Annotated in this window: 24 protein-coding genes; 22 read left to right on the top strand and 2 right to left on the bottom strand. The window is 52.0% G+C overall.

The window, feature by feature from the left end; all coding sequences use genetic code 11:
* The first annotated feature begins 75 nt into the window (after positions 1-75).
* The 4 genes from kefG (at position 76) to slyD (ending at position 3,418) form a co-directional block, all read left to right on the top strand.
* A complete protein-coding gene (gene kefG, locus AC6I77_RS17430) occupies positions 76-627 on the top strand; it encodes a glutathione-regulated potassium-efflux system ancillary protein KefG (RefSeq protein ID WP_003852930.1) in 552 nt (183 codons plus the stop codon).
* Positions 628-2,436 (top strand): glutathione-regulated potassium-efflux system protein KefB, encoded by a 1,809-nt coding sequence (gene kefB, locus AC6I77_RS17425; protein WP_003852928.1) that lies wholly within the window; start codon positions 628-630, stop codon positions 2,434-2,436.
* Positions 2,437-2,459: 23 nt separating this feature from the next.
* Positions 2,460-2,654, top strand: a complete 195-nt coding sequence (locus AC6I77_RS17420) for a YheV family putative zinc ribbon protein (RefSeq protein ID WP_003852926.1) — start codon at positions 2,460-2,462, stop codon at positions 2,652-2,654.
* Between the two features lie 197 nt (positions 2,655-2,851).
* The gene (gene slyD / locus AC6I77_RS17415; protein WP_003852924.1) at positions 2,852-3,418 is read left to right on the top strand and encodes a peptidylprolyl isomerase; all 567 of its coding nucleotides are present in this window, start codon (positions 2,852-2,854) and stop codon (positions 3,416-3,418) included.
* 95 nt (positions 3,419-3,513) lie between these two features.
* Here the strand turns inward: slyD and AC6I77_RS17410 are convergent, their stop codons facing one another.
* Positions 3,514-3,732, bottom strand: coding sequence for a SlyX family protein (locus AC6I77_RS17410; RefSeq protein ID WP_497817169.1), 219 nt, complete (start codon positions 3,730-3,732; stop codon positions 3,514-3,516).
* Between the two features lie 269 nt (positions 3,733-4,001).
* Here AC6I77_RS17410 and fkpA point away from each other — a divergent pair, with 269 nt between their 5' ends.
* The 11 genes from fkpA (at position 4,002) to bfr (ending at position 12,238) form a co-directional block, all read left to right on the top strand.
* Positions 4,002-4,847: an FKBP-type peptidyl-prolyl cis-trans isomerase gene (gene fkpA / locus AC6I77_RS17405; protein WP_497817168.1), complete on the top strand. Its 846-nt coding sequence runs from the start codon at positions 4,002-4,004 to the stop codon at positions 4,845-4,847.
* Positions 4,848-5,013: 166 nt separating this feature from the next.
* Complete coding sequence (locus tag AC6I77_RS17400; RefSeq protein ID WP_003852919.1) at positions 5,014-5,736, top strand: helix-turn-helix transcriptional regulator; 723 nt, start codon at positions 5,014-5,016, stop codon at positions 5,734-5,736.
* Entirely contained in the window at positions 5,736-6,122 is a 387-nt protein-coding gene (tusD, locus tag AC6I77_RS17395; RefSeq protein WP_008926259.1) for a sulfurtransferase complex subunit TusD, read from the top strand. The genes AC6I77_RS17400 and tusD overlap by 1 nt, the downstream gene beginning before the upstream one ends.
* Positions 6,122-6,481 (top strand): sulfurtransferase complex subunit TusC, encoded by a 360-nt coding sequence (gene tusC / locus AC6I77_RS17390; protein ID WP_008926258.1) that lies wholly within the window; start codon positions 6,122-6,124, stop codon positions 6,479-6,481. Before tusD ends, tusC begins: the two co-directional genes overlap by 1 nt.
* A gap of 9 nt (positions 6,482-6,490) precedes the next feature.
* The gene (tusB, locus tag AC6I77_RS17385) at positions 6,491-6,778 is read left to right on the top strand and encodes a sulfurtransferase complex subunit TusB (RefSeq protein WP_003852914.1); all 288 of its coding nucleotides are present in this window, start codon (positions 6,491-6,493) and stop codon (positions 6,776-6,778) included.
* A gap of 124 nt (positions 6,779-6,902) precedes the next feature.
* Positions 6,903-7,277 carry a 30S ribosomal protein S12 gene (rpsL, locus tag AC6I77_RS17380; protein ID WP_003852912.1) on the top strand — a complete coding sequence of 125 codons (375 nt, stop codon included), beginning with the start codon at positions 6,903-6,905 and terminating at the stop codon, positions 7,275-7,277.
* Between the two features lie 96 nt (positions 7,278-7,373).
* Entirely contained in the window at positions 7,374-7,844 is a 471-nt protein-coding gene (rpsG, locus tag AC6I77_RS17375; RefSeq protein ID WP_003852909.1) for a 30S ribosomal protein S7, read from the top strand.
* An 87-nt stretch (positions 7,845-7,931) separates the two neighbouring features.
* Positions 7,932-10,046, top strand: a complete 2,115-nt coding sequence (fusA, locus tag AC6I77_RS17370; protein ID WP_003852908.1) for an elongation factor G — start codon at positions 7,932-7,934, stop codon at positions 10,044-10,046.
* Between the two features lie 68 nt (positions 10,047-10,114).
* Entirely contained in the window at positions 10,115-11,299 is a 1,185-nt protein-coding gene (gene tuf, locus AC6I77_RS17365) for an elongation factor Tu (protein WP_105099977.1), read from the top strand.
* A 171-nt stretch (positions 11,300-11,470) separates the two neighbouring features.
* Entirely contained in the window at positions 11,471-11,665 is a 195-nt protein-coding gene (gene bfd, locus AC6I77_RS17360; RefSeq protein ID WP_008927140.1) for a bacterioferritin-associated ferredoxin, read from the top strand.
* Between the two features lie 99 nt (positions 11,666-11,764).
* On the top strand, positions 11,765-12,238 hold the full coding sequence (gene bfr, locus AC6I77_RS17355) for a bacterioferritin (protein ID WP_008927139.1): 474 nt from the start codon (positions 11,765-11,767) through the stop codon (positions 12,236-12,238).
* On the opposite strand, the gene AC6I77_RS17350 is transcribed toward bfr, so the two are convergent.
* Positions 12,225-12,998, bottom strand: a complete 774-nt coding sequence (locus tag AC6I77_RS17350) for a prepilin peptidase (protein WP_003850715.1) — start codon at positions 12,996-12,998, stop codon at positions 12,225-12,227. The two genes, bfr and AC6I77_RS17350, sit on opposite strands and share 14 nt — an antisense overlap.
* A 393-nt stretch (positions 12,999-13,391) precedes the next feature.
* On the opposite strand from AC6I77_RS17350, the gene rpsJ reads away from it, so the two are divergent.
* Genes rpsJ through rplV form a run of 7 tightly spaced genes read left to right on the top strand, consistent with a single transcriptional unit; the run spans position 13,392 to position 16,760 of the window.
* On the top strand, positions 13,392-13,703 hold the full coding sequence (gene rpsJ / locus AC6I77_RS17345) for a 30S ribosomal protein S10 (RefSeq protein ID WP_001181005.1): 312 nt from the start codon (positions 13,392-13,394) through the stop codon (positions 13,701-13,703).
* 32 nt (positions 13,704-13,735) lie between these two features.
* Entirely contained in the window at positions 13,736-14,365 is a 630-nt protein-coding gene (gene rplC, locus AC6I77_RS17340; protein WP_003850712.1) for a 50S ribosomal protein L3, read from the top strand.
* A gap of 10 nt (positions 14,366-14,375) precedes the next feature.
* The gene (rplD, locus tag AC6I77_RS17335; protein ID WP_003850711.1) at positions 14,376-14,981 is read left to right on the top strand and encodes a 50S ribosomal protein L4; all 606 of its coding nucleotides are present in this window, start codon (positions 14,376-14,378) and stop codon (positions 14,979-14,981) included.
* The gene (rplW, locus tag AC6I77_RS17330; protein ID WP_003850708.1) at positions 14,978-15,280 is read left to right on the top strand and encodes a 50S ribosomal protein L23; all 303 of its coding nucleotides are present in this window, start codon (positions 14,978-14,980) and stop codon (positions 15,278-15,280) included. Before rplD ends, rplW begins: the two co-directional genes overlap by 4 nt.
* A gap of 17 nt (positions 15,281-15,297) precedes the next feature.
* The gene (gene rplB / locus AC6I77_RS17325; protein WP_008927137.1) at positions 15,298-16,119 is read left to right on the top strand and encodes a 50S ribosomal protein L2; all 822 of its coding nucleotides are present in this window, start codon (positions 15,298-15,300) and stop codon (positions 16,117-16,119) included.
* A 16-nt stretch (positions 16,120-16,135) separates the two neighbouring features.
* Positions 16,136-16,414: a 30S ribosomal protein S19 gene (gene rpsS / locus AC6I77_RS17320; protein WP_001138115.1), complete on the top strand. Its 279-nt coding sequence runs from the start codon at positions 16,136-16,138 to the stop codon at positions 16,412-16,414.
* Between the two features lie 13 nt (positions 16,415-16,427).
* A complete protein-coding gene (gene rplV, locus AC6I77_RS17315) occupies positions 16,428-16,760 on the top strand; it encodes a 50S ribosomal protein L22 (protein ID WP_008927136.1) in 333 nt (110 codons plus the stop codon).
* Positions 16,761-16,773: the final 13 nt, after the last annotated feature.

The following is a 16,773-nucleotide window of genomic DNA, read 5'->3' as shown; positions in this document are numbered from 1 at the left end:
CAACATAATGAGATTTTGCTGCGTCGTGCATGGTAGCTGAAAACCGCACCAATGACGACGCTTTGGAGGGAAAGGATGTCGCAGCCACCCAGGGTTTTGCTGCTTTATGCTCATCCGGAATCACAGGATTCGATCGCGAATCGGATTTTGTTACAGCCGGCTCAGGCACTGGAACACGTCACCGTGCACGATCTGTACGCGGCCTATCCGGATTTTTTTATCGATATTCATCATGAACAACAGTTACTGCGCGAACATGACGTGATCATTTTTCAGCATCCGCTCTATACCTACAGCTGTCCGGCATTGCTGAAAGAGTGGCTGGATCGGGTTCTGTCCCGCGGCTTCGCCAATGGCGTGGATGGCAATGCACTTGAAGGTAAATACTGGCGCAGCGTGGTGACGACCGGCGAACCGGAAAGTGCCTTTAAGCAGCAGGGTCTGAACCGCTATTCGCTCAATGACATTATGCGGCCTTTTGAGCTGACCGCCCGGATGTGCCGTATGCACTGGATGCCGCCGATGATTGTTTACATGGCACGTCGTCAGAGTCCTGAATTATTGAAAAATTACGCCCGCGCTTATGGTGACTGGCTCGCGGCACCGCTGCTGAATGGAGGGGTATAGATGGAAGGGCAAACGCTGCTGACCGCGGGGGTGATTTATCTGGTCGCGGCGGTCTTGATTGTACCGGTGGCGGCTCGCCTCGGTATTGGTGCAGTTCTGGGTTATCTGGTGGCGGGTATCGCCATCGGCCCGTGGGGATTAGGTTTTATCAGCGACGTCGACGAGATTCTTCACTTCTCTGAGCTCGGCGTGGTTTTCCTGATGTTTATTATCGGGCTGGAGCTGAACCCGGCAAAGCTGTGGGCGCTGCGCCGCTCCATTTTTGGGGTCGGCGCGGCGCAGGTCATCTTCTCCGCAGCCATTCTCGGCGGCTTATTGTGGCTGACCCATTTTAGCTGGCAGGCGGCGATCATCGGTGGGATTGGCCTGGCGATGTCCTCGACCGCCATGGCGCTGCAGCTGATGATGGATAAAGGCATGAACCGCAGCGAAGCGGGTCAGTTGGGCTTTTCGGTGCTGCTGTTCCAGGATATCGCGGTTATTCCTGCCCTGGCGCTGATCCCGCTGCTGGCCGGGACCGACAGCGGCCATATCGACTGGATGAAGGTTGGCATGAAAGTGCTGGCGTTTGCCGGCATGCTGGTAGGCGGACGCTATCTGCTGCGACCAATCTTCCGTTACATCGCCGCATCGGGCGTGCGCGAGGTCTTTACCGCGGCGTCGCTGCTGCTGGTGCTGGGTTCCGCGCTGTTTATGGATGCGCTGGGCCTGTCGATGGCGCTGGGTACGTTTATTGCCGGGATCCTGCTGGCGGAGAGCGAATACCGCCATGAGCTGGAAGTGGCTATCGACCCGTTCAAAGGTTTACTGCTGGGCCTGTTCTTTATTTCGGTAGGCATGGCGCTCAATCTCGGTGTGCTCTATACCCATATTGTGACCATCCTGCTGGGTGTGGTGACGCTGGTGGCGGTGAAAACAGGGGTGCTCTATGTGCTGGCGCGTATTTATGGCCTGCGCAGTTCAGAGCGACAGCAGTTCGCGGGTGTGCTGAGTCAGGGTGGTGAGTTCGCCTTTGTGCTATTTTCAGCGGCATCCTCCGCAAAGCTCTTCTCAGGCGAGCAACTGCCGATGCTGCTGGTGACGGTGACGCTGTCGATGATGACCACGCCGCTGCTGATGAAGGGAGTCGATCGTCTGCTGGCACGCCGCTTCAACGAGACGGATGAAGATGCAGAAAAACACTTTGTTGAAGATGATCAGCCACAGGTGATTGTGGTGGGCTTTGGTCGCTTCGGTCAGGTGGTGGGACGCTTGTTGATGGCGAACAATAAACGCATCACCGTGCTGGAGCGCGACATCAGTGTGGTAAGTCTGATGCGGAAATATGGCTATAAGGTCTATTACGGCGATGCGACCGAACTGGAGTTACTTCGGGCAGCCGGTGCAGCCAACGCGCAGTCAATTGTCATCACCTGCAATGAACCTGAAGATGTGATGACGATCGTGCATCTGTGCCAGCAGCATTTTCCGCAGCTGCAGATTCAGGCGCGCGCCCGTGGCCGCGTCGAAGCCCATGAGCTGTTACAGGCAGGCGTCACGCAGTTCTCGCGTGAGACCTTCTCCAGTGCGCTGGAGCTGGGACGTAAAACATTGATGACGCTGGGGATGCATCCGCATCAGGCGCACCGCGCCCAGCAACATTTCCGCCGGCTTGATATGCGGATGTTGCGTGAGCTGATGCCTAATCTCTCTGAAAGTGCGGCGCAGGCTTCACGAGTCCGTGAAGCACGGCGTGAACTGGAAGATATCTTCCAGCGCGAAATGCAGCACGAGAAGCGGCAGTTCGACGGCTGGGACGATGACCAATAATCTCTTAAAACAGGCAGAAGCTAATGCGTAAACGTTTTATTGCCGGTGCGACATGCCCGCACTGTCAGGAAAAGGACACGCTGGCGATGTGGCGTGAAAATAATGTTGATGTGGTGGAGTGCGTGAAGTGTGGTCATCAGATGCGCGAGGCGGATAAGCAGGCGCGCGATCAGGTTCGCTCAAATGAACAGGTTATTGGCATTTTCCATCCTGAGTAGCGGAATCGGGCAGCTTTTTTTACGCTTGAACTTACAGCGGGATTGAATTCCGTTACAATTACCGCCATTAAGGCTTAAGTCGCAAGAGAATGTGAAATCCCTCTTGTACTCAGCCCCGAACCTTTCTGGTTGGTGTTATTGCACGCAAGAATAGACCAATGAGACGGGATCTCAGCTCTCAACGGTTAGGAGATATCATGAAAGTAGCAAAAGACCTGGTGGTAAGCCTGGCCTATCAGGTACGTACAGAAGACGGCGTGTTAGTTGACGAGTCACCGGTGAGTGCACCGTTAGACTACCTGCACGGTCATGGTTCCCTGATTTCTGGTCTGGAAAATGCGCTGGAAAACCACATTGCCGGCGACAAGTTTGACGTGCATATCCCGGCAAACGATGCTTACGGTCAGTATGACGACAACCTGGTGCAGCGCGTTCCTAAAGACGTGTTCATGGGTGTTGATGAACTGCAGGTTGGCATGCGTTTCCTGGCAGAGACCGATCAGGGTCCGGTGCCAGTAGAAATCACTGAAGTTGAAGATGAACACGTCGTGGTTGATGGTAACCACATGCTGGCGGGTCAGAACCTGAACTTCAACGTTGAAGTGGTTGCTATCCGTGAAGCCACACCAGAAGAACTGGCTCATGGCCATGTTCACGGTGCAGATGGCCATCATCATGACCACGATCACGGCCATGATCACGACCACGACCATGATCACGGTAAAGGCGGTTGCGGAACTGGCGGTTGCGGTTGCAGCCACTAAGTCTCAACAGTCCTTTAAAGGCCACCTCCGGGTGGCCTTTCTTTTGGTCGTTACTCTGGTTCAGCCCGGCTGAACCGGGGCCAGATGGCCCGCGATCAGTAGTGCGGGGGTGGCGTCTCTTCAGACTGTGAGGCGACCATCGAGGGCGCATTCGCTTTGAGCTTGTCAGTCAAAATGCGCATCTGTTCACGCATTTGATTCATCTCAAGCTCATGCTGAACCACTGCGCTGTTTAGCTGATCGATCGTCATCTCCTGAAAGGCCAGTTTACTCTCTAACGTCTCCAGACGCTGTTCCCACTCAGATTGTTGCATGACCTGTTCCTCTGTTAAGGTGCGACTCGGGGCGTGATTCTACGACCTGAATGCCAGGAATCACCTGTTTTTTTCACTACCTCCAGCGTTGCGCTTGAAAAAAGGCTGCGCGGCATCATCTCTGATGAAACTTCCCGATGTTATAAAGGTCGGAGGTAGACCGGGTAATTACATTGTGGGAGTGTTCGCCACTGCCACGTAAAGTTATAGTGTGGACCCTGAAGTCCGCAATGTTTCCCGAGGTTAGACGCTTCGGTTTTGGAGAATGGATGAAATCACTGTTTAAAGTCACATTGTTAGCTACCACCATGGCTGTTGCACTGAATGCTCCGCTGGCAATGGCGGCAGACACCGCTGCGGCCCCACAGGCTGCACCCGCTGCTGCGCCACAGTCCGCGCCACAGGCACCTAAGAATGCTGCTTTCAAAGATGAAGACCAGCAGTCTGCCTACGCACTGGGTGCTTCACTGGGTCGCTACATGGACAACTCCCTGAAGGAGCAGGAAAAACTGGGCATCAAACTGGATAAGCAGCAGCTGATTGCTGGTGTTCAGGATGCATTTGGTGGTAAGAGCAAACTGTCTGATGAAGAGATTGAGCAGACGCTGCAATCCTTTGAAGGCCGCGTGAAAGGCGCAGCCTCAGCGAAAATGGAAAAAGATGCGAAAGAGAACTCTGAAAAGGGTGAAGCGTTCGCGACCAAATTTGCTAAAGAGAGCGGCGTGAAGAAAACCGAAAGCGGCCTGCTGTATAAAGTTGAGAAAGAAGGGACCGGCGACGCACCTAAAGACAGCGATACCGTAGTGGTGAACTACAAAGGTACGCTGATTGATGGTACTGAATTCGACAACTCTTATACCCGTGGTGAGCCACTCTCGTTCCGTCTGGATGGTGTTATCCCAGGCTGGACCGAAGGTCTGAAGCATGTGAAGAAAGGCGGCAAGATCAAGCTGGTGATCCCACCAAATCTGGCTTACGGCAAAAATGGCGTTCCGGGCATCCCGGCTAACTCCACCCTGGTATTTGATGTTGAACTGCTTGATATCAAACCAGCGCCTAAAGCAGATGAAAAAGCACAGGCGCCTGCGCCTGCTGGGGCAGAAAAAGCGCAGTAATCTGCTGACCGCCGCCTCCGTGCGGCGGTTTCATTTTAGCTTCACGACAAACCTCTGGCATAAGCCGACGACATTTGCCAGACTAATGCCTGCCTAATTATCCCAATATTGAGTCTGCCCATAAGCCGCTGTGACAGGCTCCAGCCATTCAGGGTGATACTCTTCAATGTCTAATCCATTCAATCCGGGTGAACTGAGCGACTTCGATCTTCTGGAGCAGCGCCCGTTCGAACAATCCGATTACGATATTCTGAAATCGTACGAGGCTGTCGTGGATGGCCTGGCGATGCTGATCGGCTCGCATTGTGAAATTGTCCTGCATTCGCTTGAAGATCTTAAGTGTTCGGCCGTACGTATCGCCAATGGAGAACACACCGGTCGTAAAGTCGGTTCGCCTATCACTGATTTAGCCCTGCGTATGCTGCACGACATGCATGGCGCGGACAGCAATGTCTCCCGTGCCTATTTTACGCGCGCCAAAAGCGGCGTGCTGATGAAGTCTGTCACCATTGCGATTCGCAACCGTCAGCAACGGGTCATTGGCCTGCTCTGCATCAACATGAACCTTGATGTGCCGTTTTCACAAATCATGTCGACCTTTATGCCACCCGAGATGCAGCAGGTTGACTCCAATGTCAACTTCGCCAGTTCGGTTGATGATCTGGTGATGCAGACGCTGGAGTTCACCATTGAAGAGGTGAGTGCTGACCGCAATGTATCGAACAACGCCAAGAATCGTCAGATTGTGCTGAACCTGTATGAGAAGGGGATCTTCGACATCAAAGATGCCATCAACCAGGTTGCGGATCGGCTGAACATTTCGAAACACACTGTCTATCTCTACATCCGTCAGTTTAAAAATGGCGACTTTGTGGGACAGGATCGGTAATGCGCTACACCCTGATGGTGACCGGCCCGGCTTATGGGACGCAACAGGCGACCAGTGCATACCTGTTCGCCCGTGCACTGCTGACGGCGGGCCATCAACTCGACAGCGTGTTCTTCTATCGCGAAGGGGTGCTGAATGCTAATCAGCTCACCGCGCCTGCCAGTGATGAATTTGACCTTGTACGTGCGTGGCAGGCCTTGCATCAGGAGCACGGTGTGGCATTGAACATCTGTGTCGCGGCCGCGCTGCGTCGCGGCGTCAGCGATTCGCAGGAAGCGGACCGGCTCCAGCTGGCGGGCAGTAACCTGCAGCCGGGTTTTACCCTGAGTGGGTTGGGTGCGCTGGCGGAAGCCGCGCTGAGCTGTGAACGCATGGTGCAGTTCTGATGAATCGTGTCGCATTTGTTTTTACTCGTGCGCCGCACGGCAGCAGTGCAGGGCGCGAAGGGCTGGATGCCGCGCTGGCCACGGGCGCGCTCAGTGACGATATCGGCCTGTTTTTTATTGGTGATGGCGTATTGCAGCTTAATCTTCATCAGCAACCAGAGACGATTAAGAGCCGTCACTATGCCGCGACCTTTGGCGTGCTGCCGCTGTATGACATTGAACAGTGCTATCTCTGCCAGGACTCCCTGATTGCGCGAGGGTTAAAGGTTGACGCTGACCGGTTGCTGGATGTTACCCTGCTGGACGCGCCGGCACTGCGGCAGATGCTGGCCAGCTACGATCGCATTCTTACTTTCTAAGAGACGTTAATGCTGCACACTTTAATGCACTCACCGGCCTACAGTGATCTTGATACTCTGCTTTTAATGGCGGGCGCCGGAGATGACCTGCTGCTGTTGCAGGATGGAGTGCTGGCCGCCTTAACCGGAAGCCGTGCATTAATGCGGCTCTCAGAGAGCGGCCTGACGCTGTGGGTGCTGGACGAAGATGTTCAGGCTCGAGGTCTCGCTGGACAAATTTCGAGCAGCGTACAGTCAATAGACTATAATGGCTTTGTCACGCTAACGATCAGGCATCAGCAACAAATCGTGTGGTAATCGGCTAAAACCTGGTTATTTCTTGACACCCCTTTGACTCAGCCCTAAAATTCTGCCTCCTCGTAATTCTACGAGGCGATTTATTACGTGTTTACGAAGCAAAAGCAAATCCAGGAGCTATTTAATGGCAACAGTTAACCAGCTGGTTCGCAAACCACGCGTCCGCAAAGTTGCAAAGAGCAACGTGCCGGCGCTGGAAGCTTGCCCGCAAAAACGTGGCGTTTGTACTCGTGTGTACACCACCACTCCTAAGAAACCAAACTCCGCACTGCGTAAAGTCTGCCGTGTGCGTTTGACCAACGGTTTTGAAGTTACCTCCTACATTGGTGGTGAAGGTCATAACCTGCAGGAACACTCCGTGATCCTGATCCGTGGCGGTCGTGTAAAAGACCTGCCAGGTGTGCGTTACCACACCGTTCGTGGCGCGCTTGACTGCTCAGGTGTTAAAGACCGTAAGCAGGCTCGCTCCAAGTACGGCGTGAAGAAGCCAAAGGCTTAATGGTTCTCCGTTAAGTAAGGCCAAACGTTTTAAATTAAATGTCATAATAAACTCATAGAGTTTTGGACAATCCTGAATTAACAACGGAGTATTTCCATGCCACGTCGTCGCGTCATTGGTCAGCGTAAAATTCTGCCAGATCCTAAGTTCGGATCAGAGCTGCTGGCCAAATTTGTAAATATCCTGATGGTAGATGGTAAAAAATCTACTGCAGAATCAATCGTTTATACCGCGCTCGAGACCCTGGCTCAGCGTTCAGGTAAAAACGCACTGGAATCTTTTGAAGTAGCCCTGGAAAACGTGCGTCCGACTGTCGAAGTTAAGTCACGTCGCGTTGGTGGTTCTACTTATCAGGTACCAGTTGAAGTCCGCCCGGTTCGTCGTAATGCTCTGGCAATGCGCTGGATCGTAGATGCTGCTCGTAAACGCGGTGATAAATCAATGGCTCTTCGCCTGGCGAACGAACTTTCTGATGCTGCAGAGAACAAAGGTACTGCAGTGAAGAAACGTGAAGACGTTCACCGCATGGCAGAAGCCAACAAGGCGTTCGCACACTACCGTTGGTAATTACCACGTAGTTAAACCAGCGGGCGCTCAATTAGCCAACCCGCTGGGGTCGACTTACCTTGAACGCCCGAGAATCAGAGGAATCAAATGGCTCGTAAAACACCCATTGCCCGCTACCGTAACATCGGTATCAGTGCGCACATCGACGCCGGTAAGACTACCACTACCGAACGCGTTCTGTTCTACACCGGTGTAAACCACAAAATCGGTGAAGTACATGACGGCGCAGCAACCATGGACTGGATGGAGCAGGAACAGGAACGTGGTATTACCATCACTTCCGCTGCGACCACCTGTTACTGGTCTGGTATGGCAAAGCAGTTCGAACCACACCACATCAACATCATCGACACCCCAGGACACGTTGACTTCACCATCGAAGTTGAACGTTCTATGCGTGTGCTTGATGGCGCGGTAATGGTTTACTGTGCAGTTGGTGGCGTTCAGCCACAGTCTGAGACCGTATGGCGTCAGGCTAACAAATATAAAGTTCCACGCATTGCGTTCGTTAACAAAATGGACCGCATGGGTGCTAACTTCCTGAAAGTTGTTAAACAGATGGAAGTTCGTCTGGGCGCGACTCCAGTTCCTCTGCAGCTGGCTATCGGCGCAGAAGAGAAATTCACCGGTGTTGTTGACCTGGTGAAAATGAAAGCAATCAACTGGAACGACGCAGATCAGGGTGTAACCTTCGACTACGAAGATATCCCAGCTGATATGCAGGAACTGGCTGAAGAATGGCATGCGAAGCTGGTTGAAGCCGCTGCTGAAGGCTCTGATGAGCTGATGGAGAAATTCTTCGGTGGTGAAGAACTGACTGAAGAAGAGATCAAAACATCTCTGCGTAAGCGTGTTCTGAACAACGAAATCATCCTGGTAACCTGTGGTTCTGCATTTAAGAACAAAGGTGTTCAGGCGATGCTGGATGCAGTTGTTGAATATCTGCCAGCACCGACTGACGTTACCGCGATTAACGGTATGCTGGACGACGGTAAAGACACGCCGGCTGTTCGTCACTCTGATGACAACGAGCCGTTTGCTGCACTGGCGTTCAAAATCGCTACCGACCCATTCGTGGGTAACCTGACGTTCTTCCGCGTTTACTCTGGTGTTGTTAACACGGGTGATACCGTATTCAACCCGGTTAAATCAAACCGTGAGCGTCTGGGCCGTATCGTTCAGATGCACGCTAACAAGCGTGAAGAGATTAAAGAAGTTCGTGCGGGTGATATCGCAGCTGCGATCGGCCTGAAAGATGTGACCACTGGTGACACCCTGTGTGACCCAGATAACGTCATCATCCTTGAGCGCATGGAGTTCCCGGAGCCGGTAATCTCTATCGCCGTTGAACCGAAAACCAAAGCTGACCAGGAAAAAATGGGTCTGGCTCTGGGCCGTCTGGCGAAAGAAGACCCATCATTCCGCGTATGGACTGATGAAGAATCTAACCAGACCATCATCGCTGGTATGGGTGAATTGCACCTCGACATCATCGTTGACCGTATGAAGCGTGAGTTCAACGTTGAAGCGAACGTGGGTAAACCACAGGTTGCTTATCGTGAAGCGATTCGTAACAAAGTTACCGATGTTGAAGGTAAACACGCCAAGCAGTCTGGTGGTCGTGGTCAGTACGGTCATGTTGTTATCGACATGTACCCACTGGAGCCAGGTTCTAACCCGAAAGGTTACGAATTCGTCAACGATATCAAAGGTGGTGTGATTCCTGGTGAATACATCCCTGCGGTTGACAAAGGTATTCAGGAACAGCTGAAATCAGGCCCTCTGGCCGGCTATCCGGTTGTGGATCTGGGCGTGCGTCTGCACTTCGGTTCTTACCACGATGTTGACTCCTCAGAACTGGCGTTCAAACTGGCCGCGTCTATTGCCTTCAAACAAGGCTTTAAACAAGCGACACCAGTCCTGCTTGAGCCTATCATGAAGGTTGAAGTTGAAACGCCAGAAGAGAACACGGGTGATGTCATCGGTGACCTTAGCCGTCGTCGTGGTATGCTTAAAGGGCAGGAATCTAACGCTACTGGCGTTCAGATTCACGCTGAAGTTCCGTTGTCTGAGATGTTCGGATACGCAACTCAGCTGCGTTCTCTGACCAAAGGTCGTGCTTCTTACTCCATGGAGTTCCTGAAGTATGACGATGCGCCGAACAACGTAGCGCAGGCCGTTATTGAAGCTCGTAGCAAATAAGCTACGGTTTAAATTTGAACTGATGCCTTTACCTAAAGGGTGAAGGCACAACGTAAGGAATTATCGCCATGGCGAAAGAGCAATTTCAGCGTAACAAACTGCACGTAAACGTGGGCACCATCGGTCACGTCGACCACGGTAAAACCACCCTGACTGCAGCTATCACCACCGTACTGTCTAAAACTTACGGCGGCCAGGCTCGTGCATTCGATCAGATCGATAACGCACCAGAAGAGAAAGCACGTGGTATCACCATCAACACTTCACACGTTGAGTATGAAACCCCAACCCGCCACTATGCGCACGTTGACTGCCCAGGCCACGCCGACTATGTGAAAAACATGATCACCGGTGCTGCGCAGATGGACGGCGCGATCCTGGTTGTTGCTGCGACTGATGGCCCAATGCCACAGACCCGTGAGCACATCCTGCTGGGTCGTCAGGTTGGCGTTCCTTACATCATCGTGTTCCTGAACAAGTGTGACATGGTTGATGATGAAGAGCTGCTGGAACTGGTAGAAATGGAAGTTCGTGACCTGCTGTCAGCATATGACTTCCCAGGCGACGACACTCCAATCGTTCGTGGTTCTGCTCTGAAAGCGCTGGAAGGCGAAGCTGAGTGGGAAGCGAAAATCATCGAACTGGCTGAGCATCTGGATAACTACATCCCAGAACCACAGCGTGCGATCGACATGCCGTTCCTGCTGCCAATCGAAGACGTATTCTCAATCTCTGGCCGTGGTACTGTTGTTACCGGTCGTGTTGAGCGCGGCATCGTTAAAGTCGGCGACGAAGTTGAAATCGTTGGTATCAAAGATACTGCGAAATCAACCTGTACCGGTGTTGAGATGTTCCGTAAGCTGCTGGACCAGGGTCAGGCAGGCGAAAACTGTGGTGTTCTGCTGCGCGGTATCAAGCGTGAAGACATCCAGCGTGGCCAGGTTCTGGCTAAGCCAGGCTCAATCAAGCCACACACCCAGTTCGAGTCAGAAGTTTACGTTCTGTCTAAAGACGAAGGTGGTCGCCATACTCCGTTCTTCAAAGGCTATCGTCCACAGTTCTACTTCCGTACAACTGACGTAACCGGCTCAGTAGAGCTGCCAGAAGGCGTTGAAATGGTCATGCCAGGCGACAACATCAAAATGGTTGTTACCCTGATCCACCCAATCGCAATGGACGAAGGTCTGCGCTTCGCAATCCGCGAAGGTGGCCGTACCGTTGGCGCGGGTGTTGTTGCTAAAGTTATCGCTTAATTGTGATATCTGCTGTAGTCGTGCAAACGGCCACTGCAACACAGATAAAAGAGCACTTCGGTGCTCTTTTTTTTTGCTCTGAATAAGCCATAACCCTGCAAAGGGTGGGTTTGAAATAAAAACTATTCGCATTTACACTGTGTATAGAAAATGTACCAGAGTGATGAATCAATGTACGTCTGCCTTTGTAATGCCATCAGTGATAAAACCCTTCGTGAAGTCGTGCGTCGCTATCAGCCTGAGTCTATCCAGCAACTGCGTCAGTTTGTGCCAGTAGGCAAACAATGCGGCAAATGCGTTCGTGCTGCGCGTGAAATCCTGGATGAAGAGATGCAAAATCCGCCACTCTATAAAGAGATAGCCTGACGAACATCGGTGTGTGAATACCCACAATATCTGTCACGCTTTTTTGACTTCTTTTTAACCGCATCTACGCTCTAATAAATCAGACGCGGAGGGTTAACAATGAAGGGTGATATCAAAGTTATTAGTCATCTCAATAAACTGCTTGGAAATGAACTGGTTGCTATCAACCAGTACTTTCTGCATGCACGCATGTTTAAAAACTGGGGACTGATGCGCCTCAATGATGTGGAGTATCACGAATCAATCGATGAGATGAAGCATGCTGACAAATATATTGAGCGCATTCTTTTTCTTGAAGGCATTCCAAATCTTCAGGATCTGGGACGTCTGCGTATTGGAGAAGACGTTGAGGAGATGCTGAGTTCAGACCTGAATCTGGAGCTGGAAGGCGCTAAAGATCTTCGTGAAGCGATCTCCTATGCTGATAAAGTTCATGATTACGTCAGCCGTGACATGATGATTGAAATCCTGGCGGATGAAGAACACCACATCGACTGGATTGAGACGGAGCTTGAGCTCATCCAGAGGATGGGCATCCAGAACTATTTGCAGGCTCAAATCAAAGAAGAGTGAACCGCGCCTGAAGTACAAGCATCACCCAGCCCGCAATGGCCAGGAACGGCCCAAAGGGTAGCGGGCTGTCCATCTGGACTACGCCCCGTCGTTGCAACATCACGATGGTCGCTAACGCCAGAACTGTAGCACCCAGCGCAATCCAGGGTAATGCCTGCCAGCCACAGCAGGCACCTAGCGCTGCAAAAAGCTTGATATCGCCATAGCCTAATCCTTCAAACCCCCTTACCAGCCGATAGCCCCAGGCAAGCAGCCACAACGCACAGTATCCAGTCAGGGCGCCCCATATCGCCGCTGTTTCATTTCCGGTTAGTGAGGCGTGCAGTAATCCCAGCCAGAGCAGCAGATAGCTCAGCGGGTCGGGTATACAGTAGTGGCGACAATCAATAGCCGCCACCAGTAGCAACAGGCCAGAGGCCGCAATAATAAAAATCGCGTCTGCAGAATGGGTAAAGCTTTGTAGCACCAGCAGACAGAGCATTGCAGTCAGACATTCCATGACAAAGCTCGATTCGCTGAATAGCTGATTGCAGAAACGACACCGTCCTTTTAAGACTGGCCAGCTGACCAGAGGCAGTTTATCGCGCCATAGCAGGCGCTGCTGACAATGGGTGCACCGTGACCCGGGGAAGCAGAGTGAGGCAAACCACTGGTCAGGAGGGAGGGCAGGAGAGAAGCGCGCACAGGCCAGAGACAGAAAGCTTCCTAATGCACCTCCGCCAGCCAGAACAGCGATTTGAGTAATAAAGGGCAGGGACATGGTTATGCTCCAGGTAAAAGGTGACGAACACTCTCACCGGCTTGCTGTTCTGTGTCATCTGCGAATGAGGAACCCCGGAAATGTGCTCACAATTGAATCCATGATTTATCAGCCTTAAAGCAGTTCACTGCGACGCGCGCCTCACACGTCGGCCACTATTTAGCAGGGAAAAGCGCAACACGGGTTGCTTCCTGAACAGATTTACGTATAATGCGCGGGCCTGCAGATATTGCAGGCGCGATTCGAGCAGAATCGCAGACGGCTGAATTTTAGGCCGCCTGACAATACTCCCAATTGTGGAGTTATATGCTGAACGATTACACTCTCCCATCAATCGTAATGGGCTCGAGTAGTAATTTTTTTCGTCTATAAAAAGTTTGGAGCTCTGGTCTCATGCAGAACCAAAGAATCCGTATCCGTCTTAAAGCGTTTGATCATCGTCTGATCGATCAATCAACCGCGGAAATCGTTGAGACCGCCAAGCGCACTGGTGCGCAGGTTCGTGGTCCAATCCCGCTGCCAACCCGCAAAGAGCGTTTTACTGTTCTGATCTCTCCGCACGTTAACAAAGATGCGCGTGATCAGTACGAAATCCGCACTCACAAGCGTCTGGTAGACATCGTTGAGCCAACTGAAAAAACCGTTGATGCTCTGATGCGTCTGGATCTGGCTGCCGGTGTTGACGTGCAGATCAGCCTGGGTTAATCAGGTCATCGAGCGATTGAGAGGTTGAAACAATGATTGGTTTAGTCGGTAAAAAAGTGGGCATGACCCGCATCTTCACTGAAGATGGCGTTTCTATCCCCGTCACCGTAATCGAAGTTGAAGCGAACCGCGTTACTCAGGTCAAAGGCCTGGAAAACGATGGTTACCAGGCAATTCAGGTTACCACCGGTGCTAAAAAAGCAAACCGTGTGACCAAACCTGAAGCTGGTCATTTTGCTAAAGCTGGCGTTGAAGCTGGCCGTGGCCTGTGGGAATTCCGCACCGCTGAAGGTGAAGAATACTCTGTAGGTCAGAGCATCAGCGTTGAAATTTTCGCTGAAGTTAAAAAAGTTGACGTAACCGGTACCTCAAAAGGTAAAGGTTTCGCCGGTACCGTTAAGCGCTGGAACTTCCGTACCCAGGACGCTACTCACGGTAACTCCTTGTCTCACCGCGTTCCGGGTTCAATCGGTCAGAACCAGACTCCGGGCAAAGTGTTCAAAGGCAAGAAAATGGCAGGTCAGCTGGGTAATGAGCGCGTAACCGTTCAGAGTCTGGACGTGGTACGTGTTGACGCTGAGCGCAACCTGCTGCTGGTTAAAGGTGCAGTTCCCGGTGCTACCGGTAGCGACCTGATCGTTAAACCAGCTGTGAAGGCGTAAGGGGATAGCAATGGAATTAGTATTGAAAGACGCGCAGAGCGCGCTGACTGTTTCCGAAACTACCTTCGGTCGTGATTTCAACGAAGCGCTGGTTCACCAGGTTGTTGTTGCTTACGCATCTGGCGCCCGCCAGGGTACTCGTGCGCAGAAAACTCGCGCCGAAGTAACTGGTTCAGGCAAAAAGCCATGGCGTCAAAAAGGCACCGGCCGTGCGCGTGCAGGTTCTGTAAAGAGCCCAATCTGGCGTTCAGGTGGTGTGACCTTTGCTGCGAAGCCACAGGACCACAGTCAAAAAGTTAACAAAAAGATGTACCGCGGCGCGCTGAAAAGCATCCTGTCCGAACTGGTACGTCAAGATCGTCTGATCGTTGTCGAATCATTTGCTGTAGAAGCACCGAAAACCAAGCTGCTGGTACAGAAACTGAAAGACATGGCTCTGGAAGACGTGCTGATCATCACCGGTGAACTGGATGAGAATCTGTTCCTGGCTGCGCGTAACCTGTACAAGGTTGACGTGCGTGATGCATCCGGTATCGACCCAGTTAGCCTGATCGCCTTCGACAAAGTCGTTATGACTGCTGATGCAGTTAAGCAAGTTGAGGAGATGCTGGCATGATCCGTGAAGAACGTCTGCTGAAAGTACTGCGCGCGCCGCACGTATCTGAAAAAGCATCTAGCGCGATGGAAAAAACCAATACCATCGTTCTCAAAGTTGCTAATGACGCGACCAAAGCAGAGATCGTTGCTGCTGTTGAGAAACTGTTCGAAGTAGAAGTTAAAGACGTAAACACCCTGGTAGTTAAGGGCAAAGTTAAGCGTCAAGGACAGCGTATCGGTCGTCGTAGCGACTGGAAAAAAGCTTACGTCACCCTGAAAGAAGGCCAGAATCTGGACTTCGCTGGCGGCGCTGAGTAAGTCGGAGGAGAAAGACAATGGCAGTTGTTAAATGTAAACCGACATCTCCGGGTCGTCGCCATGTAGTTAAAGTGGTAAACGCGGAGCTGCACAAGGGCAAACCATTCGCCCCGCTGGTAGAAAAAAACAGCAAATCCGGTGGCCGTAACAACAATGGTCGTATCACTACCCGTCATATCGGTGGTGGTCACAAGCAGGCTTACCGTATTGTTGACTTCAAACGCAACAAAGATGGTATCCCGGCAGTTGTTGAACGTCTTGAGTACGATCCGAACCGCTCTGCGAACATCGCACTGGTTCTGTACAAAGACGGCGAGCGCCGTTACATCCTGGCCCCTAAAGGCCTGAAAGCCGGCGACCAGATTCAATCTGGCGTTGATGCTGCGATCAAAGCAGGTAACACTCTGCCGATGCGTAACATCCCGGTGGGTTCAACCGTGCATAACGTAGAAATGAAACCAGGCAAAGGCGGTCAGATTGCTCGCTCAGCTGGTGCTTACGTGCAGATCGTTGCTCGTGAAGGTTCTTACGTTACCCTGCGTCTGCGTTCAGGTGAAATGCGTAAAGTCGAGTCTGACTGCCGCGCAACACTGGGCGAAGTCGGCAACGCTGAGCACATGCTTCGCGTTCTGGGTAAAGCCGGTGCAGCCCGTTGGCGTGGTGTTCGTCCGACCGTTCGTGGTACCGCGATGAACCCAGTTGATCACCCGCACGGTGGTGGTGAAGGTCGTAACTTTGGTAAGCACCCGGTAACTCCGTGGGGCGTTCAGACCAAAGGTAAGAAGACCCGTAGCAACAAGCGTACCGATAAGTTTATCGTACGTCGCCGTAGCAAATAATATTAGAGGATAAGCCATGCCACGTTCTCTCAAGAAAGGTCCTTTTATTGACCTGCACTTGCTGAAGAAGGTAGAGAAAGCGGTGGAAAGCGGTGACAAGAAGCCTTTGCGCACTTGGTCCCGTCGTTCAACGATCTTTCCTAACATGATCGGTTTGACCATCGCTGTCCATAATGGTCGTCAGCACGTTCCTGTCTTTGTTTCCGACGAAATGGTTGGTCACAAACTGGGTGAATTCGCGCCGACACGTACTTATCGCGGTCACGCGGCTGATAAAAAAGCCAAGAAGAAATAAGTAGGAGGAAGAGATGGAAACTTTAGCTCAACATCGCCACGCTCGTTCTTCTGCTCAGAAGGTTCGCCTTGTTGCTGACCTGATTCGCGGTAAGAAAGTGTCGCAGGCACTGGACATTTTGACCTACACCAATAAGAAAGCGGCTGTACTGGTCAAAAAAGTTCTGGAATCTGCCATTGCTAACGCCGAACACAACGATGGCGCTGATATCGACGATCTGAAAATCACGAAAATTTTCGTTGATGAAGGTCCGACCATGAAACGCATTATGCCGCGTGCCAAAGGTCGTGCAGATCGCATCCTGAAGCGCACCAGCCACATTACTGTGGTTGTGTCCGATCGCTGAGACTCTGGAGACT

The organism is Pantoea sp. X-Soil-ISGK-259, from assembly GCF_059730705.1.
Note: the sequence above shows the minus strand (reverse complement) of the source record. Positions and strands in the feature narration are given on the sequence as shown.